This is a genomic window from Streptomyces sp. NPDC091272 (assembly GCF_044757485.1).
Taxonomy (GTDB): Bacteria; Actinomycetota; Actinomycetes; order Streptomycetales; family Streptomycetaceae; genus Streptomyces.
In genome coordinates this window covers 865,493-885,769 of record NZ_JBIVVC010000001.1, presented here as the reverse complement: position 1 = coordinate 885,769, position 20,277 = coordinate 865,493, and the positions used below count along the sequence as shown (strand labels likewise).

The window sequence follows — 20,277 nt, the reverse complement described above, 5'->3', positions numbered from 1 at the left end:
CCTGGGAGCCGTGCCCGGCACGACCCGCCCGCGAGATTCCCGGGAGCCGTGCCCGGCACGACCCGACGGCGGGATTCCTAGAGTTCCGTGCCCGGCCAGTCCAGCATGCGTGCCCCGATGACCGCCGTCTGGAGCGTGTAGCGGCGCAGCGGGTCCGCCGGGTCCGAGCCGGTCAGCCGGTGGATGCGCTCCAGCCGGTACGTCAGGGCCCGCACGCTCAGATTCAGCCGGCGCGCCGCCTCGGCCGACACGCAGCCCGCGTCGAAGTACACCCGCAGGGTCTCCACCAGCGGCGCCGCCCCACCGCGCGCCTGCGTCAGCGGGCCGAGCGCACTGCGCACCAGGTCCACCAGCGCCTGCCTGTCCCGGCCGAGCACCGGCAGGACCAGCAGGTCGGCGGCGTACAGCACGGGACCTTCGAGGTCCATCCGCTCGGCGAAGGACAGCGCGCCGAGCGCCTCCTCGTAGCTGTGGACCACGCCGCCCGCCCCGGGGTGCGGGCGGCCGACCGCCACCAGTACCTCGTCGGTTGCCGCGTGCACCTGCTTGGCGAAGTGCTGGAGGATGTCGGAGTGCTCGCCCGGGGCGACGCACACGAGCCGTCCGTCCTTGCTGGCGACCAGGATCCGCCGGTCGACGAAACGGGCGGTGAGCGAGTTCTCCACCGTGCGGCTGACGGCGTCCCCGTCCTCGAAGGCGTCGGGGGCTTCGGCCACGGCGACCGCGTGCGCGCGCGAGAAGCGCAGCCCGAAGCGTTCGGCGCGGGCGGCGAGGCGGCCCAGGTCGCTGCGGCCGTGCAGCAGGTCGTCGATGAACTCCCTTCGTGCCGCCTCCTCCTGGCGTACCGCCATCCGCTGAGCGCGTTCGTATCCCTCGGCGACCGCGTCCACCGCCTGGCCGACCGCTGCGAGCACTTCCTCGGGGGCCCGCGAGGCGCCGGCCGGCCAGTTCTCCCGGGTGGCCGTCAGATAGGTGCGCACGACGGCCCGCAGTCCTAGGCCCGACTCCGCGGCGCGCTCGCCGAACGCGCGTCGGGCGTCGAGTTCGTCGCGGGTGAGGCGGCGTCCGGTCTCGGAGACCTCGTGCAGGATCCGGGCGTAGCCCTCGACGTACTCCTCGCCCCCGTCGGGTATGTCCGTCCCCGCCATGTCGGTCCCTCTCCGTCTGCTCCCGGCCGGCCGGGCCGGTACTGCTGGTCGCGTACAAGAATCGCAGACACCGGAACAGCCGCCCGGGGGCCGTGCGCCGATCCCGTGACCCCGGCCGCGAGCCGCCGGGTACGGTCGATGACCATGAGCCACGCACGACGCCTCACCGATCCGGCCGACGACTCCCCCGCCCGCACCTCCCCCACCCCGAACTGTCTCGCCGGCGTCGGTGTGATCGTCCAGGACGCGCAGGACCGTGTGCTGCTCGGCCTGGGTCACAACGGCCGCTGGGAGCTGCCCGGCGGCAAGGTGGACACCGGCGAGAGCTTCGAGGCGGCGGCCGGCCGGGAACTCGCCGAGGAGAGCGGCCTGTTGGTGCCACCGGAGCGGTTCCGGGTGGTCGGTGTGGTCCTGGACAGCGGGTACGGGCTGAACCGGATCTCGGCGGCGGTCCTGGCCCGCCCCGTCGACGGCACGCCCCGGGTGACGGAGCCGGACAAGATCGTGCGGTGGGAGTGGTTCGCGCCGGAGGGGATCCCCGGTGCGCTGTTCGTACCGTCGGCGGCGGTACTGCGCACCTGGCGGCCGGGGCTGGCGCTGCCGGAGACGGGGGCGTACCGGTACCCGGCGGCGGGCGCGCAGGCGACGCCCGAAGCCGGGGCAGGTCAGCCGGCCGAGGGCTCGTCGTAGCGGCTGTGCAGCGCGCGCAGTTGGTCCGCGACCTCGTCCGGCACCCGGCCCGCGTAGTGCGGCAGGAGCTGTCTGGCCAGCCGGGTGTGGCTTTCCTCGGCCCATACCGAGGGCAGCCACTGCGGGGCGTCCGAGGCCAGGGTGGCGAGCGCGTCGTCGAGGCACTCCCGCAGCACTGCGAGGGCCTCGGCCTGTTCCTCCCCCGGGTCCGGGAGCACGGTGTCCAGGCGCCGGAGCACGATGCGTGCCCGTAGCACCAGGGAGGCGGCGGTGTCCCTGTCCGTCTCCAGCGCCCTCACCACCCGGTGCACCACCGCCGCCGGCACCCGGTGCGCATCGCTGAGGAGCTGACCGGCGACGATCGCACTCAGCTTGGTCCACATGTCGGACGGCGCCCCCCTGGCTTGCCGCAGCATCCGTGCGCAGCGCTCGTACCGCACGGCGAGCTCCGGATCCAACGGTTCCAGATGACTGGAGAGCCAGAGGTCCATGAGGTCGTGCGCCCAGGAGGTCGCCCGGCCGTCCGCTTCCCCGTAGAAGGTGGTCATGGCGATGCCGAACCGCTCGAAGATCGGGTCGAGCGCGTGCCGCACCACCAGGTCCTGACCGGCGTCGGCGACGTCCATCCGGTGCCGGCTCTCCTCCGAGTACGTCCGTGACCAGGTGACCTCCGTCGTCCGGTACTCGTGGTCGGGGCCGTAGCGGAACGACCAGTACGGGTCGACCGCCCACTCCCCGCCCGGCGGCACCACCGCCGAGACCGGCAGGACGGTCAGCTCGCGCCGCTCGCCCGCCCAGCCGCGGTGCACCTGGAGGGCGGCGGCGAAGTCGGCCCACTCCTGCTCGGTCAGCGCGGAGCGGTACAGCTGGACCCGGTGCGGCCAGACCCCTGCCGGGTCGCTCGCGCCGGGGAAGAGTTCGCTCGTGGTGACTCCTCCGGTGACCAGCAGGGTCAGTACCAGCAGGTTCGCCTCGTACTTCCCGTGCCGGGCGGCTGTCGCACGTGAGATGGGGCGGTAGTCGGCGTACCGGTGCTCGACGCGCTGGCGGGCGTCGTCCATGACGCTGATCAGCAGCTCACCCAGCCGCTCCCGCCGCTGCGGCGCGAGGTGGCCGATGCGGGCCTCCACGAACCGCAGCATCTGACGCGAGGCGAGCAGTGCGTACGACAGCAGGGCGTACATCATCTCGTCGTCGGCGTGCGCCCGGCCGAGCGACAACGCGGGCCGCTGGTCCAGGAGTTGATCGAGCAGTACCACCGCGAGCCGGGCGACGAGGTACTCACCGAAGGTCGCGTGCAGGAACTCGTACGTCGTCAACTCCCGTCCGCCCTGCACCGCCTGCGCCTTCTGGACGAAGAAGAACCGGCCGAGGGCGACCTCCGCCTGGTTGAGCGGGGTGCGGCGGAAGTCCGCCGAGACGGCGCCCTGGGGCCTGCCTAGCAAGGCGGTGAGGTCCTCGTCCAGCTCCGCGGCGGTGATCCACTGGCGGCGGCGGTTGAGGATGCCGAAGGCGATGAGGGAGAGGCGCTGAAGTTCCCGCTCCGCGTGGTCGGCCAGTTGCCGACGGGTGAGCCCGTCCCCCGACTTGCCGATCTCGCGCACCGCGAAGGACGCGAGCAACTCCTCGTAGAGGTCGGCCGCCGCGAGGGGGTTGCCACTGTCGGCCTCCCGCTGGAGCGCGTTGGCGTTCGCGTCGTGCAGGGCGAGCATCAGCAGGAGGAGCGGCTGCGACGCGAGTTCCGCGTGTCGGCAGGCCACTTCCGCGGTGAGGGGACGCAGGCCGTGGGCGGTGAAGTGCGGGGTGTTCAGCTCGTTCCAGACATCGAGCCAGCGCCGGATGTGGGGCTCGCCGAAGGGTTCGAGGCGCACCGCGACGGTCCCTTCCGGGCAGCGGGCCCGGTCCGCGACGGCGGTGCGACTGGTCACCATGGCGTACACCGGGCGCCCCAGTTCGGCCTCGCGCTGCTGGAACCTCGCGACCCGCACCAGGTAGTCGCTCTGGCTGACCCCGGTGGCCTGGAGCAGTTCGTCGAAGCCGTCGAAGAGCAGGACGGGGACCGCCCCCTGGGCGGACCGCACCAGTTCCGTCCAGGTGACCTGTTCGCCGGTGGCGGCCCGTACCGCGTGCTCGATCTGGTCCTGCACCTCGTCCTCGGCACGGACCTCGCGCAGCACGACCCTGACGGGAAGGAAGCCGGTCGCACCCAGCCGGGCCGCCAGGATCTTGGTGAGCACCGACTTGCCCGCGCCCGGCTGCCCGAGCACCAGGAGCGGCGCGGTGGTGGAGGTCAGCGAGGTCAGGGTGCCGGCGAGGAACTCGGTGAGGTCGCTGCGCACGGGCAGGCTCTCCCACCAGCTCTCGTGGGCGGGCCCGTTGCCGTCGCCCGGGACGGCCGAGACGCGGAAGTCCGGGTCCACGTACCCGCGGGCGAGGGTGGGGAGCATGAGTCCGCTGGGCGCCTCGCCCTCCGAGAGGATGGCCTTCCCCAGGGCGGCGCGGTAGCCGATGTCGAGACCGACGGCGGCGTGGTGCAGCGCGGGCGGGTTGACCAGGCCTCGGAGGCAGCTCTCCACGCCGCTCAGGGAGTGGCGGATCTGGTGGCGCGTGGCCTGTTGCTCGACCTGCGCCGACCAGAAGCCGAACTCCGGCACCTCCAGTGCGAGTTGCGCGTACAGCTCGCCGTGGCGCTCCACGGCGGCCACGCTCAGCTCGGTCAGCACGTCCTCGGCCCGGTGGCGCTGCCGCCCGCTCAGCCCGTCCCAGACCGCGAGGCCGCGGACGAAGGACAGCAGGGAGGCCGTGGTGTTCATGTACCAGATGCCCAGGTCCACCACGAACGTCTCGTACGGCAGGGTCGGACCCGGCTGCGGGACCTCTGCGAAGAGCAGCCGTTGCACGACGTCCACGGCGTCGCGGTCGCCACCCGCGAGGGCGACCTGTTCCCCGGCCGTGATGCCCAGATCCCGTACCTCGAAGGGCAGTTCGCACTCCGCCAGCACCTCGAAGTACGCCGTGACCACCAGCACCGCGTGCGCCGCAGCGATCTTCTGCGTGCGCTCCGTGCGCCCGGCGCCGCTCAGCCGGTCCCGCAGTCCGCCGGTCAGGTCCCGGCCCAGCCGCAGCAGCCTCCCCTGCGCCCCGAAGATCCCCAGCACCGCGTCACTCGCGCCGCCCGTCGCCGCCGACAACGCCCCGCCCAGCGCCTGGTCCGCCGCTGTCAGGGCCTCGCTGTCGCCGCCCAGGATCGCCACCGCGTCCCGGTAACTCAGAAGTCGTCGCCCGCGCATCCCCATGCCCCAGATGTACCACGCGGGTACGGCGCCCGGACGGGGGACCTACAACCTCCCCGCCGCCACGATCCGCCGCAGGAACTGCTGGGTGCGCGCCTGCGCGGGCGCCCCGAACACCTCGGCCGGCGTGCCCCGTTCCAGCACCACCCCGGCGTCCAGGAAGCACACCTGGTCGGCGACCTCCCGGGCGAAGCCCATCTCGTGGGTGGCGATGACCATCGTCATGCCCTCCTCCTTCAAGTCCCGTACGACGCTCAGCACTTCGCCCACCAGCTCCGGGTCGAGCGCCGCCGTGATCTCGTCGAGCAGGAGGAGTCGCGGCCGCACCGCCAACGCCCGCACGATCGCGGCCCGTTGCTGCTGGCCGCCGCTCAGCCGGTCCGGGTACTCCGCCGCCTTTCCGCCGAGGCCGAGCCGTTCCAGCAGTTCCCGTGCCCGGGTCTCCGCCGCCTCGCGCGGTTCGCCGTGCACCCGGCGGGGGGCCAGGGTGATGTTGTCCAGTACCGACATGTGCGGGAAGAGGTTGTACGACTGGAAGACCACCCCGATCCGGCGGCGGACCGCGTCGGCGTCCGCGCGGGGGTCGGTGATGTCCTCGCCGTCGAGGAAGATCGCACCGTCGTCGATCTCCTCCAGGAGGTTCACGCAGCGCAGCAGCGTGGACTTGCCCGAGCCAGAGGCGCCGATCAGCGCGGTCACGGTGTGCGGTGCGACATCGAGGTCCACGTCCCGCAGCACCACGCTCTCCCGGCCGCGGCCGCCGTACGTCTTGCGCACCGACTCCAGCCGCAGTACCGGAGCGGGATCCGTGCTCATACCGTTCCTCCCTGGGCCCGCCGGCGGTCCATCCTGGCGGTGACCCAGTCCGTGAAGCGTGTCATCGGGATGGTCAGGGCCACGAAGACCAGGCCGGCCACGATGTAGGGCGTGTAGTTGAAGTCGCGGCTCGCGATGATCTGGGCGGCGTACACCGCGTCGACGGCGCCCGCGATCGACACGAGTCCGGTGTCCTTCTGGAGCGACACCAGGTCGTTGAGCAGCGGCGGGACCACCCTGCGTACCGCCTGTGGCAGCACCACGTGCCGCAGGGTCTTGCCGCTGGACAGACCGAGGGAGCGCGCCGCCGCCCGCTGCGAGGGGTGCACGGACTCGATGCCCGCGCGGAAGACCTCCGCGACGTACGCGGAGTAGGTCAGGGTCAGCGCGGCGCCGCCCAGCAGCACCGGGTCGGTGGTGACACCGGTCAGGCGCAGCGCGGGGACGCCGAAGACCACGACGAGCAGGTTGATGATCAGGGGCAGGCCGCGGAAGAAGTCCGTGTAGGCGGTGGCCAGCGCCCGGAGCGGGAAGAACGCCGGGCCGCGCAGCGTGCGGGCCACGGCCAGCAGCATGCCCAGCACCAGCACGCACACCCCGCACACCGCCAGCAGCCGGAGATTGAGCCAGAGGCCCTTCATCACCTCGGGGAACGCCTTGCGGGCGAACGCCGGATCGAGGAAGGTCTCCCGGGTGCGTTCCCAGCCGGGCGAGTTCACGATGACGACGTACAGGACCGCGGCCGTGACCAGGGTGCTGATCGCGGCGAGCGCCGTCGCCCGGCGGGTACGCCCCCGTTTGAAGCGTTCGCGGGCGAGCCGGCGTGCGGAGGGGGTGTAACCGTCCGCCTGCGGCCCTTCCGCCACTGCCGCTGCTTCTCCCCCTGCCGCGAACTCCGCCTTCCTGACGGTCACTTCAGCACCGGGGCGTCCACCGCGTCCGCCAGCCACTGCTTCTCCAGCCTGGCCAGCGTGCCGTCCTTGCGCAGCGCGTCGACCGCGCCGGTCACGCACCCGGTCAGTGCGCTGCCCTTGTCGAGTACGAGACCGAACTGTTCGGCCTTGCCGGGGGTGCCTGCGAACTGGCCCACGACGGCCGCCTCGGGCACTTCCGCGCCGGTGATGTAGAACGCGGTGGGGAGGTCGACGACGATGGCGTCGACCTGGCCGTTCTTGAGGGCCGCCTTGGCGAAGTCGTTCTTCTGGTAGACGGCCGGCTGCTGGGACGGCTTGATCAGGTCGTTGATGACGTCCAGGCTGGTCGTGCCGACCTGGGCGCCCAGCTTGACGTCCTTGAGGTCGGCGACCGACTTCGCCCCGGCCGCCTTGGAGCTCTTGAGCGCGACGACCGTCTGACGGACGTCGTAGTAGCCGGAGGAGAAGTCGACGGCCTTCTTGCGCTGCTCGCTGATGGAGATCTGGTTGAGGTCGAAGTCGAACTTCTTCGCGCCCGGCGCGAAGGCGTTGTTGAACGCGACCGTCTGCCAGACCAGGTCGTCCTTGCGGTAGCCGAGCCGTTCGGCCACCGCGTAGGCGACGGCCGACTCGTAGCCCTGGCCGTTCGACGGCTTGTCGTCCTTGAACCAGGGTGCGTACGCGGGCTTGTCCGTGCCGACCGTCAGCTTGCCCGCCGTCTGGGTGGCCAGTGCGCCGGGGGCGCAGTCGCCGCCGCCCGCGGCGGACGAGGGCGCTGTCTTCGGCTCGGGCTGCGGGGCGCAGCCCGCCGCGCACACGACGGAGGTGACGACGGCGAGTGCGGTGACCGAGAGGTTACGGGCGAGGATGGCAGGGCGCATGGCGCGAGAGTGGCAGTGAGCAGGGACTCTTGTCCATGTCGAATGGGAGTTCGTCCGCATCCTGGAATGTGTTGCGAGACGGTTAATTCTTCGCCGTACACCTCCCTTTGCGCCTGTTTCTGCGCAACACCCGCCTCTTTACGGTGTGTTGGTCACGCCCGTACGCTCCCCGCCATGCGACTCATCAGACGCACGCAGAGACCCGTTCTCCTGGTCGCGGCCGGTGCGCTCCTCGCCGCCGTGCTCTGCGTTCCGGCACAGGCCCCCTCGGCCCTCGCGGCCGCCCGTGACCCGGCCGGCGGAGGCGTCGTGCCCGTCCAGAACACGGGCCCCGCCGAGAAGCGCTTCAACCTCGTCGTACTCGGTGACGGGTACACCGCGGCCGAGATCCCCAAGTTCCAGGCAGACGTCGAGAAGCACATGAACGTGCTGTGGAGCATCGAGCCGTTCGCCTCCTACCGCTCCTACATCAACGTGTGGGCGGTGCAGACGCCGTCCGCGGAGTCCGGTGTGGACTGCGACCCCGGGCTCGGCGACGCCCGCCGCGACACCCCGCTCGACATGGCGTTCTGGGGCGGCTGCGACCCCGGCAGCGTGCAGCGGCTGCTGACCGTCGACACGGCGAAGGCGACCGCCGCCGCCGACCTCGTCCCCGGCACCAGGAGCGCCAACCGGCAGATCGTCGCCCTCGCCAACAGCCGTACCTACGGCGGCGCGGGAGGCGCCTGGGCCACCGCGTCCGGCGGCAACGCGCTGTCCTCCCTGATCACCCCGCACGAGACAGGCCACTCGCTCGGCGGGCTCGACGACGAGTACGACTACTACGGGCGCGGTGTGCCCGGCGGTACGTACCCGGGCGGCGAGCCCGACTCGGCGCACCACACCCTCCTGAGCGAGCGGGAGATGCGCGCGAAGCAGCAGAAGTGGTGGCGCTGGCTCGGCGAGGAGAGCCTGTCCGGCGGTCGCATCGGCCGCTTCGAGGGCGGGATGTACGCGACCAAGGGCGTGTGGCGGCCGAGCAGGCACTCCATGATGAAGACCCTCGGGTACGACTTCGACCAGGTCGAGCGCGAGGTGATGACCGGGGCGATCTCCGCCAAGGTCTCCCTCGTGCAGGACCACGCCCCGAACGCCGCCCCGCTCGGCGCCGACCGCACGGCGTGGGTCGACACCCTGCACCCGGTGGGCGGAGCCCTCGACGTCACGTGGAAGCTGGACGGCAGGACCGTCCCTGGCACGTTCGGCTCGCGCAGCCTGGAACTGCGACGGCTGCACCTGAGCAGGGGTGCGCACTCCCTCACCGCCACCGTCAGCGATCCGACGCCGTTCGTACGGGATCCCCGGCTGCGGGCGTCGGCGGCCCTCACGCGCAGCGTGACCTGGACCGTCGACGCGTCCGTGCCTTCGCTCCCGCAGCCGTCCCGTGGGGCGGAGTTCACCGGACACACCGGAACGCAACGGCCGGTCGGCGCGCGGTCCGTCGTGTACGCGGACACCTCGCACTCCGCCACCGGACCCTCCCCCAGGGTGCGGTGGACCCTGGACGGGTGGCCAGTCGCCACCGGACTCGGCAACGACCGCGACCTCGACCTGTCGAAGCTCCGGCTGCCGGCCGGCCGCACGCACACCCTCAGGGCGCGCATCGCGGGCAGCGACGCCGCACTGACCTGGACCGTGGACGCGGCGCCCGCCACCGGCTCGTACGCGCTCTCCGACCCGGTGCGCACCGTGCGGCGGCCGGGAAGGCCGGTGGAGTACGTCTACGACGGCCCGTTCACCATGCGGCTCGACGCGAAGGACGACCAGAAGGGCACGGTCGTCTCGCAGTTCCGGGTCGACGGGGACGGCTGGTACACCTACTACGGCTGGCCGACGGACGCCGCCGCTCCGTGGCGGTTCACGCCGTCGGGGACCAACGTCGACGACCTGGTGTACGGGAAGCTGGGCACGCCGCGCGTGGTGCCGTGGGACGACGCGACGCCCGAGTACCGGACCCACACGATCGAGCACCGGACGATCGACGCGGCGGGCAACGTCGGGCCCGCGGGCAAGTTCCTGGTGACGCTGACGCCCCCTCAGCCCTGAGCGGCGGGGCTCGTTTTGTGCCGGACTGACGATCTTCCATAGGATCCGGCGATGATCACAAGGAAACAACTGGCGGCCGGTGCGTGCGGCGCACTGCTCGCCGCTCTGGCCGCCGGGTTGCTCCCGTCGCAGGCGATGGCCGACGACGGGCCCGGCGGCACGGCCGAGGGCGCCGCGAAGGAATCCCCCAAGGTCGAGCTGGTCCTCGACGTCAGCGGTTCGATGCGGGCCAGGGACATCGACGGGCAGTCCCGGATGGCCGCTGCGAAGCAGGCCTTCAACGAGGTGCTCGACGCCACCCCCGAGGAGGTCAGGCTAGGCATACGGACGCTCGGGGCCGACTACGCGGGCACCGACAAGAAGCGTGGCTGCGAGGACACCCGACAGCTGTACCCGGTCGGCGAGCTCGACCGGGTGGAGGCCAAGACGGCCGTGGCCACGCTGGCGCCCACCGGGTTCACCCCGGTCGGCCCGGCGCTGCTCGGTGCGGCCAAGGACCTCGAAGGCGGGGACGCCACCCGGCGGATCGTGCTCATCACGGACGGCGAGGACACCTGCGGTCCCCTCGATCCGTGCGTCGTGGCGCGCGAGATCGCCGCGAAGGGCACCCACCTGGTGATCGACACGCTCGGCCTGGTGCCGAACGCGAAGATCCGCCAGCAGCTCACCTGCATCGCCGAGGCGACCGGCGGCACCTACACCGCCGTGCAGCACAAGGAGCAGCTCTCCAAGCGGGTCAGACAACTGGTGGACCGGGCGGCCGACCCCGTCGTCAACCCGGTCGCCACCGAGGGCGGCGCGTCGTGCGCCGCCGCTCCGAAGCTGGGCGCCGGGCTCTACACCGACCGCGAGAAGTTCTCCGAGCACCGCTGGTACCAGGTGCGGGTCGCGCCGGGCCAGGAACTGCGCGCCTCGGTGAGCATCAGCTCCGACCGTGCCGTCAACCACGACTACGGCGTGCTGGTCCGGGCCTCCACACTTGGCGGACGCGAGATCGTGCGGGGCTCGGAGGCAGGCGACGGGCGCACGGACGTCATCTCGTCCGGGCTGCGCTACCCGAGGTCCGAGGTCGACACGGAGAAGGGTGAGCAGCCGCCGGCCGAGACGGTCTGTCTCCAGGTCAGCAACTCCTTCTCCGCGGCGCCCTCGGTGCGGACGGAGCCGGGCATGCCGGTCGAGCTGGCCATCGACCTGGTGGACTCCCCCGCTCAGGCGTCGGACGTGGCGTCCTTCGGACTCGGGCACGGCTGGTGGCTGCTCGGGGTGATGGTCCTCGTCGGTCTCGTCGCCGGTCTGCTGTTCGGCTGGCTCTCCCGCTGGCGCCTCGCGGTCTGGAGGACCAACTGATGCGTACGAGAAGCGCGTTGAGCGCGCTCCTGCTGGCGGCCCTCGCGGCCTTCGGCTCCCCGGCAGGGGCGGTCGCGGCCGAGACGCCCGGCGCGTCGGCCTCGCCCGGCGCCGGCGGGGAAACCGCCGCGCCCACCGAGGCCGGGACCTCGTTCCGCACCGCCACGGCGGTCAGGCCGGGACAGCTCGCCACGGCGGGCGCGTCCACGGGCGACTACCTGTACTGGGTCTTCCCGGCCGACGCGGGCCAGGACGCGACCGTGACGGCCAAGGTCGAACTGCCCGACCCGTCCCAGCGGCACGGCGCTCAGACCTGGCAGCTGGACGTGTACGACGGGCTGCGCAGGCGGCAGGCGTGCACCTACGGTTCGTCGACGGCGACCGCGTCGAAGGACGCCGCTTCGGTGGCGCTCAGCTGCCGGCTGCGTACGGTTCGGGCCTGGGCGGAGCAGTCGTCGAACGACCCGCTGCCCGGCTCGTACTACGTACGGCTGACGGTGACCGGTCTGGCGGACGACGACCTGGGGCTGCCGGTGCGGGCCGAGGTGAGGCCGGATACGACCGACGCGGGCGGGTCCAAGGCGGTCGGCGGTGCGCTGACGGCGCCGCTGGTGCCGGGGGCCACGACGGTGAAGGACGACAAGGAGCCGCCGCAGGCCTCGGCGGCGGCTGCCCCCGAAGGCGGCTGGGCTTCCGGCAACTGGTCCGGCAGATGGCTGTGGACCGCGGGCGGGGCCGTGCTGGCGGCGCTGGCGGGGATCGCCGGGTACGCGCTGACACGGGGAACCGGCCGGCCCGCACGGGCACCGCAGACCTACTGACGGCCCCCTGTGAGCACGGGCGGGGCGAGGGATCCACCGATCCCACGCCCCGCCCTCTGCGTGCCGAGTGGTCCGCGGGCCTGTGTCAGGTGACCTTCAGCGCCGCCTTGGCCGTCGCGGTCGAGCTCGTACCGGCGTAGATGTCAAAGTCACCGGCCTCCACGACGAACGCGCCGTCCGCGGCGTTCGTCCAGTAACCGAGGTCGTCGGCGCCGAGCTGGAACCGTACGGTCGTCGACCTCCCGGCCGCCAGGGTCACCCGTCGGAAGCCGCGCAGCTTGCGGACCGGCTGCACGACGCCGGCGAACTTGTCGTGGACGTACAGCTGTACGACCTCGTCGCCCTCCCGGTCGCCGGTGTTGGTGACGGAGACCGCGACCTCCACGGTGTCGCCGCCGTACAGCGCCCGCGCGGAGACGCTGCCGCGGCCGAGCACGGGTGCGCCGGTCTCGAAGGTGGTGTAGCTGAGGCCGTGGCCGAAGGCGAACTCAGGGCCGTCCGGCAGGTCCAGGTACTTGGACGTGTACTTGTTGTCCGGGTCGTACGGGCGGCCCGTCGACTCGTGGTTGTAGTAGATCGGGATCTGGCCGGCCGAGCGCGGGAAGGTCACCGGGAGTTTGCCGCCCGGGTTGACCTTGCCGAACAGGACGTCGGCGACCGCGTTGCCGGCCTCGGTGCCACCGTGCCAGGCCTCCAGGACCGCGGGCGCGGAGCCCAGCCAGTCGCCGACGGTGAGCGGGCGGCCGTTGACCAGCACGACGACGAAGGGCTTGCCGGTGGCCGCGATCGCCGTGATCAGCCGCTCCTGGCCGCCGGGGAGGCTGATGTCGGCGCGGGCCGCGGCCTCGCCGCTGAGCGCGGACGCCTCGCCGACGACCACCACGGTGACGTCCGCCGCCTTCGCCGCGTCGACCGCCTTGTGGATCGCGCCGGTGTCCTTGCCGTCGGCGTCGACACCCGGCGCGTACGTCACCTCGGCGCCCGGCACGGCGGCCCTGATGCCCTTGAGGACGCTGACCGCCGGGGCCTTCTTCGCGGCGAACGGGAACGCCCACGCGCCGAGCAGGTCGTCGGAGTCGCCGAACGGGCCGACGACCGCGACCGACCTCACCGAGGTGGCGAGCGGCAGGGCCTTCCTGTCGTTCTTCAGCAGCACCATCGAGCGGGCCGCGGTGTCGCGGGCGGCCTTGCGCGCCGCGGGCGTCGGTCCCTGACTGACGGCGGCCTCGTCCACGTACGGGTTCTCGAAGAGGCCCAGTTCGTACTTGAGGCGCAGGATCCGGCGCACCGCGTCGTCGAGGCGCCGCTCGGAGATCTTGCCGCCGCGCAGCAGCTTCTTGCCGTTGGTGACCAGGTGCGTGCTGGTCATCTCCATGTCGACACCCGCGTTGAGGCCGAGGCGGGCGGCCTCGGACCCGTCGGCGGCGAAGCCGTGCGGGATGAGCTCCTGGACGCCGGTCCAGTCGGAGACGACGACGCCGTCGAAGTTCCACTCCTCCTTGAGGATCTCGGTCAGCGTGTGCGTGTTGGCGTGCGCGGGCACGCCGTTGATGGTGTTGAAGGAGGCCATGACGGTGGCGCAGCCCGCCTCGACGGCGGCCTTGAAGGGCGGCAGGTAGTGGTTGCGCAGCTGCGACTCGGAGACGACGACGGTGTTGTAGTCGCGCCCGCCCTCGGCGCCGCCGTAGGCGACGAAGTGCTTCGCGCAGGCCGCCAGCTTGTCCTTGGCCCTCAGGTCGCGGCCCTTGGCGGTGCCCTGGTACGCGACGACCTTGGCCTCGGCGAGCTTCGCCGTCAGGTACGGGTCCTCGCCGCTGCCTTCGGCGATGCGGCCCCAGCGGGGCTCGTGCGTGACGTCCATCATGGGGGCGAAGGTCCAGTGGATGCCGTGCGAGCGGGCCTCCGCGGCGGAGACCCGCGCGTCGGTGGCGGCCACCTCGGGGTCGAAGGAGGCGGCCTGCGCGAGCGGGACGGGGAAGGTCGTCCACATGCCGTGAATGATGTCGAACCCGTAGACCAGCGGGATGCCGAGGCGGGTCTCCTCGACGGCGATCTTCTGGAGGGCGTTGTTGCTCTTGCCCCCGTAGATCGACAGGACGGAGCCGAGCCGCCCTTCGCGAGCCGCCCTGGTGGCCTCCTCGGTGCCGCCGCCACCGGGGCCGGTCTCGTAGGACCAGGGCAGCTGCTGGAGCTGGCCCAGCTTCTCCTCGACGGTCATCCTGCGCAGCAGCGCGGTGATCTCGCGCTCGTGGCGGCCCCCGCCGGCGCCCGGCCCCGGGGCCGTGGCGGCCCCCGCGCGGGCTCCTTCGGCAGCGGCGGCGGGGGTAGCCGCCTGCGCCGCCCCCGTGGTCGTGGCCACCGCGCCCGCCGCGACCGTCCCGCCGGCCGCGGCGAGCAGGCTGCGTCGTCTCACACCACTCATGTGTTCACCTTTTGGAAGAAGAACTGCTGCGAATTGCCTGCGCCCGTCAAGTGTTGAGTGGAAGCTAGGTCGTCGTTACAGGAGGGTCAAGGGTTACGGCTGTGAACGGGCGCGCGTCCCCGGACGGCACGGACGCGGCGGAACCGGCAACTCCGTTACTCCCGCGAGCACTTGAGGCCCGGTTCCGCCGCCTCTAGGCTCTCTCCACGCGGTAACCGCAACGGCAGAGGGAGACACCGGATGGCCGGGGCACTGACCGACGAGGAGATACGTGCGGCGGTGCAGCGGGAGATCAGGAAGCCAGGGGTCCTCGCCACGTCCGCCACCGTCGAACCGGCGCACCGCAGCAGGTGCACGGTCGGCCTGTTGGCCGAGCGCCGCGAGGAGGTCCCGCGCGAGAGGCGCGAGCGGCCGAAGGACCTGGCCGGGCTCCAGGAGTACGAAGGCCCCCTGCGGTCCGTACGGATCGACCCGCCCACGGACGTCAGGGACACCGGGACCACCAGGCTGCTGAGGCGCGGCTCCGTCAAGGAGGCCGACTGCCCGCCGTGCCGGGGCAACGGTCGCAGCCGGTGTGAGGACTGCGGGGGATCCGGACGGATGGAGTGTCCGCCGAGGGTGCCGTGCAAGGTGTGCGAGGGCGGCCCGGGGGCCTGCACCGCGTGCGGAGGTACCGGGAGGCGCGGGCGGTGGGTCCCCTACGACGAACAGGCGCAGCCCCCGAAGCCGGTACGTGAACAGCGCCCCCGGGTGAGGTGCAGGATGTGCCGGGAGCCCAGGGCCGCGTGCGCCGCGTGCCAGGGGCGGGGGGACCGTGCGTGCAAGGTCTGCAAGGAGTCGGGGAAGAGGACCTGCCAGGACTGCGACGCCGAAGGAACCGTCGAGTGCCCGCGGTGCAAGGGCACCGGCCGCAAGGTCACCTGGACCGAGGGACACATCGTCCGCACCTTCGGCCACGAGTCCCTGGAGCTCCCGCTGCGCGCGCCGCGCCGCAGGGTCCGCAAGGAGATGGAGGTCCTCGGCCGGTGGTCCACGGGCGTCCTGGACGACCCCGAGGCCACACTGCCGGACCTGCTGGACGAACAGCACCGTGGCGCACTGGAGCAGTTCCGCGCCTCCAGAAAGCCCGCCGCGGGGCGCAGCGAGCTCCTGCGCGAGGTGGAGCTGGCGCAGCTGCCCTTCTACCGGGTCACGCTGAGCACGCTGCCGCACCGGGAGTTCTACGTCTTCGCGGTCGCCGACGGCGCGAGGGCGGTCTCCGTCCTGACCGTGCAACAGGTACGGCTGCTCTCGGCGGCGGCGGTTGTGGCGGGGCTGCTGGTGGCACTGGTGCTGACGCTGGTGCTGCGGTAGGCGTGCCGCCGGAGGTGGAGGCCGTCGGGGGCGTCCGTGGCCGTACGGCGGGTGGGGTGCGCGGCAGCCGTCGCGCGGGCGGCTGCCGCTTCGGGTGCTCCCCTCCCCCGGTCAGGCCTTGCGGGCCACGCCCACCCAGCCCGGGATCGGGTCCTCGCCCGTCACCGGGACGGGCTCACCCAGCTCCGGGTGCCACTCGGCGGCCAGCGAGACGCCGGGCTCCATCAGCGTGTACCCCTCGAAGAAGCGGGTGACCTCCTCGCGCGTGCGCGGCTGGAGGGTGAGCCCGCGCGCCTTGTACATGGCCGCGGCGGTGTCCGCGCCCTCCGGGTCGAAGTCGCGCGCGACGTGCGAGAGCACCAGGTAACTTCCGCTCGCCAGCCGCTCCATGAGGCTGTGCACGATCTCGTACGCACCGTCCTCGTCGCCGACGAAGTGCAGCAGTGCGACGAGGGACAGGGCGATCGGCCGGTCGAAGTCGAGGACCTTGCCCGCGTGCTCCAGGATCGACTCGGGCTTGCGGGCGTCGGCCTGGATGTACTCGGTGGCGCCCTCGGGGGTGCTGCGCAGCAGTGCCTCGGCGTGGGCGAGGACGATGGGGTCGTTGTCGCAGTAGACGACGCGCGCGTCGGGGGCCGCGGCCTGCGCTATCTGGTGGAGGTTGGGCTCGGTGGGGATGCCGGTGCCGATGTCGAGGAACTGGCGGATGCCGTCCTCGGCGAGCCGGCGGGTGGCGCGGTGCATGAAGGCGCGGTTGACGCGCGCCATCTCGCCGCCCCTGGCGTCCAGCTTGAGGAGTTCCCTGGCCATCGCCTCGTCGACCGGGTAGTTGTCCTTGCCGCCGAGGAACCAGTCGTACATCCGGGCCGGGTGCGGCTTGCTGGTGTCGATCTCGACGGGTGCGGAGCTGCCGGTGGTGCGGTCCTGCCCGGTCATGGGTTCCTCCAGGGGTCAAGTGGCTAGGGAACGACGGTGGATGAGGGGTACTCAGGTGAGGAGGAAGTCCGCCTTGCCGGCCTTGGCCCCCTGGATGAAGGCGGCGATCTCGCCCGGCGTGTAGATGAGGGCGGGACCGTCGGGGTCCGCGGACTGGCGGACCGCGACCCGGCCGTCGGCGAGCTTCATGGTCTCGACGCAGTTGCCGCCGTTGCCACCGCTCCACGGCTTGGTCCAGCCGTCGGTGGGCAGGTCGCCCGCGGGCATTCCGTTGTAGATGCGACGTCCGGGGCGGCGCTCGGCGCGCCGCTGGGCCCGCCGGTCCGAACGGGAGGTGCGAGGCGTACGGGACATGGCAGGTTCAGAGCTCCTTGCGGAAATCCGCGAGGATCTCCTTGGTGCGTGGTGCGGTGGCGGCCTGTGCCGCCATGCGGTCCATGACTTCGAGGTGGGTGGCCACCTCGGCGCGCGAGTCGAGATAGACGGCGCCGGTCAGGTACTCGCTGTAGACCATGTCGGGGAGTTCCGGCACGGCGAAGCGGAAGAGGACGGAGGGGCCGTACGTGCCCGGGTGCGGGCCGCTCGCGAACTCCGCCAGTTGCAGTGTGACGTTCGGCAGCTCGGCGGCCTCCAGCAGCCGGTCCAGCTGGCCCCGCATGACCTCCGGGCCGCCGGCCGGGCGGCGTAGCGCTGTCTCGTCCATGATTGCCCAGAGCGTGGGGGCCTCGGGTCCCGTGAGCAGTGACTGCCGCTGCATGCGCAGTGCGACGTGCCGCTCCACGTCCTCGGGGCGGGTCTGGCCGATCGCCCCGGTGCGCATCACGGCGCGTGCGTACTCCTCGGTCTGCAGCAGCCCCGGCACGAAGTGCGGGTCGTAGGACCGCACCAGGGAGGCGGCGCCCTCCAGGCTCACGTACATGCTGAACCAGTCGGGCAGGATGGAGTGGAACCGCTGCCACCAGCCGGGTCTGTTGGCCTCCTGGGTGAGCTCGACGAAGGCGTCACACTCGGTGTCGGTGCTGCCGTACGCCTTCAGGAGCAGCTGTACGTAGGGGATCTTGAGAGTGACCTCCGCGGTCTCCATCCGGCGGACCGTGGCCGGGGCCACGTGCAGCACCTTCGCTGCCTGGTCACGAGTCATCCCGGCCCGCTCGCGCAGATCCTGGAGCCGCTTGCCGAGCACGACCTGACCGACGGTCGGGGCGGACCGCGGTTCACTCATGGGAAACCCTCCCGTAACTCACCGTCACCGATGGGCGGTTGTGCTCTACGTGCTGTTGCGATGCAGTGTGCCACGCGTTCCTGATCTACGAAATGGCACTCTGAAATATTCAGAGTGCCCCTTGCCAAGTGGCGTGGACAGGGGGAGAGTTGATCCGTGAACTGGTTCACGCGGCTGCCGCGCACCACCCCGGGGGAGGCGGTGCGCGGCAGCCGCTCCCCCATGGTGAGGATGCGGTCGTGGTACCTGGCTCCACGCTCTTTCCCCAGGTCATGGGCCCGCTTCAGGGGGCTTGTGTCCGAAGGTTCGGTTTTGCCCTACCCGCATGTCCGGAGTCGGTCGCCCATGCGCGCCACCTGACCGCCGCCCGGCTGACGGTCTGGGGCCTGGGCGAGGACGTCGGGGACACCGCCGCGCTGGTCGTTTCGGAGCTGGTCACCAATGCGGTGATCCACACGGGCAGCGACCGGGTGCGCTGCGAGCTGGCCGACGAGGACGGCAGACTCAGGATCTCGGTACGGGACGAGGGGATGGGCCCGCAGGGGCCCCGGCTGCGCCGGTCCGCCGAGGCGGCGGGCGAACACGGACGCGGTCTGCTGCTCGTCGACGCGATCTGCGACACCTGGGGCTCGCAGGAGAACGGCCCGGACGCGGGACGCACCGTATGGGCGGAACTTCCGCACACGACGCGGGCGGAGCTCGCGGAGGCGGAGTACGCGCAGCCGGAGTACGCGCAGCGCGCGACGCCGTCGGAACCCCCGCACCTCACGCAGCCGGAGCTCCCGTACATCTCGCCGCCCGAACTCCCGCAGACCGGACAGCAGCACCCGGGCGCCGACCCTGGCAGCGTGCGGGAATGAGCCACCGTCTCGCCGCCCGGCTGACCCGGGTGCGCCGCACAGGGGGTGGCGGACCGGCCAGATTGCCGCTGCCGCCCCATTTCGCGCACACCCCGCTCGGCTGTGACGCGGTGGGGCTGCCGGCCAGTCACGGTCAGCGGCTGCTCTCCCACCTGCCGGGGGCCGGCTGTGTGTTCGCCGACGCGGACCACTGGTGGTGGATCGTCCCCTCGGGTTCCGACCGCGGACTGCCGTGGCCCGAGCCCGCCCGGTATGCCGTGGGCGCCTACGTGGCGGCCCAGCGCCCGCGTCTCGTCCACACCCCCGACGGCGCCACCCCCTACACCCCGCCCCTCCCCCTCTACCTGATGGCGTGCCGGCTCGCCGGGACCGCCCCTGTCTGGGCCGAGGGACTGCCCGCGCCTGCCTGAAACTGCCCGTCTCGTCTGTGCGGAGGGATTACCGCCATGGAACTCAACTCTCCCCCCGGCCCCGGCGGCCCCCGCACCGTCCCGCCGGGGCCCTGCCGGCGGTACGCACCGGGACACCACGTGCACTGGGCCCAGGCCCGCAGGTGCCACGAGGAACCCGGCGAGCTGCACGAGGTGCTGCTGTCGGCGGACGACGTGCAGGACGACGGCTGGGTGACGGTGTACGAGGTCGGGGACCGCTTCGGCCGCTCCTTCAGCGCCTGGCACCACCGCCCCGGCCAGCTGCGGGCCAAGCTCCGCGGCCACCGGGGCGCGGCCCTGTGGCAGCCGAGCTGGAAACTGCTGTGGTTCCCGTCGTCCGAGAGCCCGGCGAGCACCCTGATGTATCTGGCCCCCGACGGGCCGAGTCACTGCTGACGAGTCACTGCTGACGAGTCACTGCTGACGAGTCACTGCTGGACGAGTCACCGCTGGACGATTCACTCAGGGAGAAACGGCCGGGACCTCCACGATGGAGCGGCCCGCCCAGATCGGCGCGTCCTCGGTCAGCGAGGCCAGTCGTGCGCGGACCGTTTCCGGGAACGGGGTGGCACGGCCCACGGCCTGGTCGACGTGGAGCGCGAGGAGTTCGGTGGTCGCCACCGGCTCGGCCTCGGTCGGCAGGGTGGCGGGCGACGGGTCCTCGATGCCCTTGGCGCTCTCGGTGCCCTCGATCCCCTCGCTGGGACGCGCGTCCGCGACCACGAACAGCTCGTGCGCGAAGCGGACCTTCTTGGCGTCGGCGCCCAGGACCCTGGTACGGACGGCCAGCCGGGCGCCCTCCGGTACGTCGCTCAGGTACCGGATGTGCGCCTCGACCGTGTAGAGGGAACAGCCGGTGGCCTCGCGGTAACCCGCGTGGAGCCCGGTCTCGATCATCATGGCATCGGTGGCGTACCCGAAGACCAGGACGTAGAAGGCCTCGCTCATGTGGCCGTTGTAGTCGATCCACTCGGGCCTGACCGTGTGGTGCACGAGCGGCAGGCAGTCGACGAACCCGTCCAGTTCGGTGGTGTCGGTGACGTCGGCGCCCGCGCCCG

At 72.1% G+C, this 20,277-nt stretch carries 17 protein-coding genes and 1 pseudogene; 8 read left to right on the top strand and 10 right to left on the bottom strand.

Features of this window, described 5'->3' with window-relative positions; translation table 11 throughout:
* Nucleotides 1–77: 77 nt before the first annotated feature.
* A complete protein-coding gene (locus ACIQM4_RS03625; protein ID WP_401585396.1) occupies nt 78–1,148 on the bottom strand; it encodes a PucR family transcriptional regulator in 1,071 nt (356 codons plus the stop codon).
* A 144-nt stretch (nt 1,149–1,292) separates the two neighbouring features.
* On the opposite strand from ACIQM4_RS03625, the gene ACIQM4_RS03620 reads away from it, so the two are divergent.
* Nucleotides 1,293–1,838: an NUDIX hydrolase gene (locus ACIQM4_RS03620; RefSeq protein ID WP_401585394.1), complete on the top strand. Its 546-nt coding sequence runs from the start codon at nt 1,293–1,295 to the stop codon at nt 1,836–1,838.
* On the opposite strand, the gene ACIQM4_RS03615 is transcribed toward ACIQM4_RS03620, so the two are convergent.
* From ACIQM4_RS03615 to ACIQM4_RS03600, 4 genes are read right to left on the bottom strand one after another with little or no spacing between them, the layout of a single operon-like run.
* The gene (locus ACIQM4_RS03615) at nt 1,814–5,134 is read right to left on the bottom strand and encodes an NACHT domain-containing protein (protein ID WP_401585392.1); all 3,321 of its coding nucleotides are present in this window, start codon (nt 5,132–5,134) and stop codon (nt 1,814–1,816) included. The two genes, ACIQM4_RS03620 and ACIQM4_RS03615, sit on opposite strands and share 25 nt — an antisense overlap.
* Before the next feature lie 42 nt (nt 5,135–5,176).
* Nucleotides 5,177–5,947, bottom strand: coding sequence for an amino acid ABC transporter ATP-binding protein (locus tag ACIQM4_RS03610; RefSeq protein WP_401585390.1), 771 nt, complete (start codon nt 5,945–5,947; stop codon nt 5,177–5,179).
* Complete coding sequence (locus ACIQM4_RS03605) at nt 5,944–6,861, bottom strand: amino acid ABC transporter permease (RefSeq protein ID WP_401585388.1); 918 nt, start codon at nt 6,859–6,861, stop codon at nt 5,944–5,946. Before ACIQM4_RS03605 ends, ACIQM4_RS03610 begins: the two co-directional genes overlap by 4 nt.
* Entirely contained in the window at nt 6,858–7,742 is an 885-nt protein-coding gene (locus ACIQM4_RS03600) for an ABC transporter substrate-binding protein (protein WP_401585386.1), read from the bottom strand. The genes ACIQM4_RS03605 and ACIQM4_RS03600 overlap by 4 nt, the downstream gene beginning before the upstream one ends.
* A 174-nt stretch (nt 7,743–7,916) precedes the next feature.
* On the opposite strand from ACIQM4_RS03600, the gene ACIQM4_RS03595 reads away from it, so the two are divergent.
* The 3 genes from ACIQM4_RS03595 to ACIQM4_RS03585 are packed head-to-tail and all read left to right on the top strand — an operon-like array spanning nt 7,917 to nt 11,995.
* A complete protein-coding gene (locus ACIQM4_RS03595) occupies nt 7,917–9,827 on the top strand; it encodes a M64 family metallopeptidase (protein WP_401585384.1) in 1,911 nt (636 codons plus the stop codon).
* A gap of 51 nt (nt 9,828–9,878) precedes the next feature.
* Nucleotides 9,879–11,174, top strand: coding sequence for a VWA domain-containing protein (locus ACIQM4_RS03590; protein WP_401585381.1), 1,296 nt, complete (start codon nt 9,879–9,881; stop codon nt 11,172–11,174).
* Nucleotides 11,174–11,995, top strand: a complete 822-nt coding sequence (locus tag ACIQM4_RS03585; protein WP_401585379.1) for a hypothetical protein — start codon at nt 11,174–11,176, stop codon at nt 11,993–11,995. The genes ACIQM4_RS03590 and ACIQM4_RS03585 overlap by 1 nt, the downstream gene beginning before the upstream one ends.
* A gap of 85 nt (nt 11,996–12,080) precedes the next feature.
* Here the strand turns inward: ACIQM4_RS03585 and bglX are convergent, their stop codons facing one another.
* Nucleotides 12,081–14,417 carry a beta-glucosidase BglX gene (bglX, locus tag ACIQM4_RS03580; protein ID WP_401585376.1) on the bottom strand — a complete coding sequence of 779 codons (2,337 nt, stop codon included), beginning with the start codon at nt 14,415–14,417 and terminating at the stop codon, nt 12,081–12,083.
* 240 nt (nt 14,418–14,657) lie between these two features.
* Here bglX and ACIQM4_RS03575 point away from each other — a divergent pair, with 240 nt between their 5' ends.
* Nucleotides 14,658–15,770: a hypothetical protein gene (locus ACIQM4_RS03575; protein ID WP_401585374.1), complete on the top strand. Its 1,113-nt coding sequence runs from the start codon at nt 14,658–14,660 to the stop codon at nt 15,768–15,770.
* A 111-nt stretch (nt 15,771–15,881) separates the two neighbouring features.
* Here the strand turns inward: ACIQM4_RS03575 and ACIQM4_RS03570 are convergent, their stop codons facing one another.
* The 3 genes from ACIQM4_RS03570 to ACIQM4_RS03560 form a co-directional block, all read right to left on the bottom strand.
* On the bottom strand, nt 15,882–16,706 hold the full coding sequence (locus ACIQM4_RS03570) for an SAM-dependent methyltransferase (protein ID WP_401585372.1): 825 nt from the start codon (nt 16,704–16,706) through the stop codon (nt 15,882–15,884).
* A gap of 51 nt (nt 16,707–16,757) precedes the next feature.
* Nucleotides 16,758–16,973, bottom strand: a complete 216-nt coding sequence (locus ACIQM4_RS03565; protein WP_401586105.1) for a DUF397 domain-containing protein — start codon at nt 16,971–16,973, stop codon at nt 16,758–16,760.
* Nucleotides 16,974–17,067: 94 nt separating this feature from the next.
* Nucleotides 17,068–17,928, bottom strand: coding sequence for a helix-turn-helix domain-containing protein (locus ACIQM4_RS03560; protein ID WP_401585370.1), 861 nt, complete (start codon nt 17,926–17,928; stop codon nt 17,068–17,070).
* Nucleotides 17,929–18,167: 239 nt separating this feature from the next.
* Here ACIQM4_RS03560 and ACIQM4_RS03555 point away from each other — a divergent pair.
* The 3 genes and pseudogenes from ACIQM4_RS03555 to ACIQM4_RS03545 form a co-directional block, all read left to right on the top strand.
* Nucleotides 18,168–18,611: pseudogene (locus ACIQM4_RS03555) on the top strand (ATP-binding protein); the annotation flags it as partial.
* 173 nt (nt 18,612–18,784) lie between these two features.
* Nucleotides 18,785–19,198 (top strand): hypothetical protein, encoded by a 414-nt coding sequence (locus ACIQM4_RS03550; protein WP_401585368.1) that lies wholly within the window; start codon nt 18,785–18,787, stop codon nt 19,196–19,198.
* 36 nt (nt 19,199–19,234) lie between these two features.
* Complete coding sequence (locus ACIQM4_RS03545; protein WP_401585366.1) at nt 19,235–19,615, top strand: hypothetical protein; 381 nt, start codon at nt 19,235–19,237, stop codon at nt 19,613–19,615.
* A gap of 66 nt (nt 19,616–19,681) precedes the next feature.
* Here the strand turns inward: ACIQM4_RS03545 and ACIQM4_RS03540 are convergent, their stop codons facing one another.
* A complete protein-coding gene (locus tag ACIQM4_RS03540) occupies nt 19,682–20,242 on the bottom strand; it encodes a thioesterase family protein (protein ID WP_401586102.1) in 561 nt (186 codons plus the stop codon).
* Between the last annotated feature and the right edge of the window lie 35 nt (nt 20,243–20,277).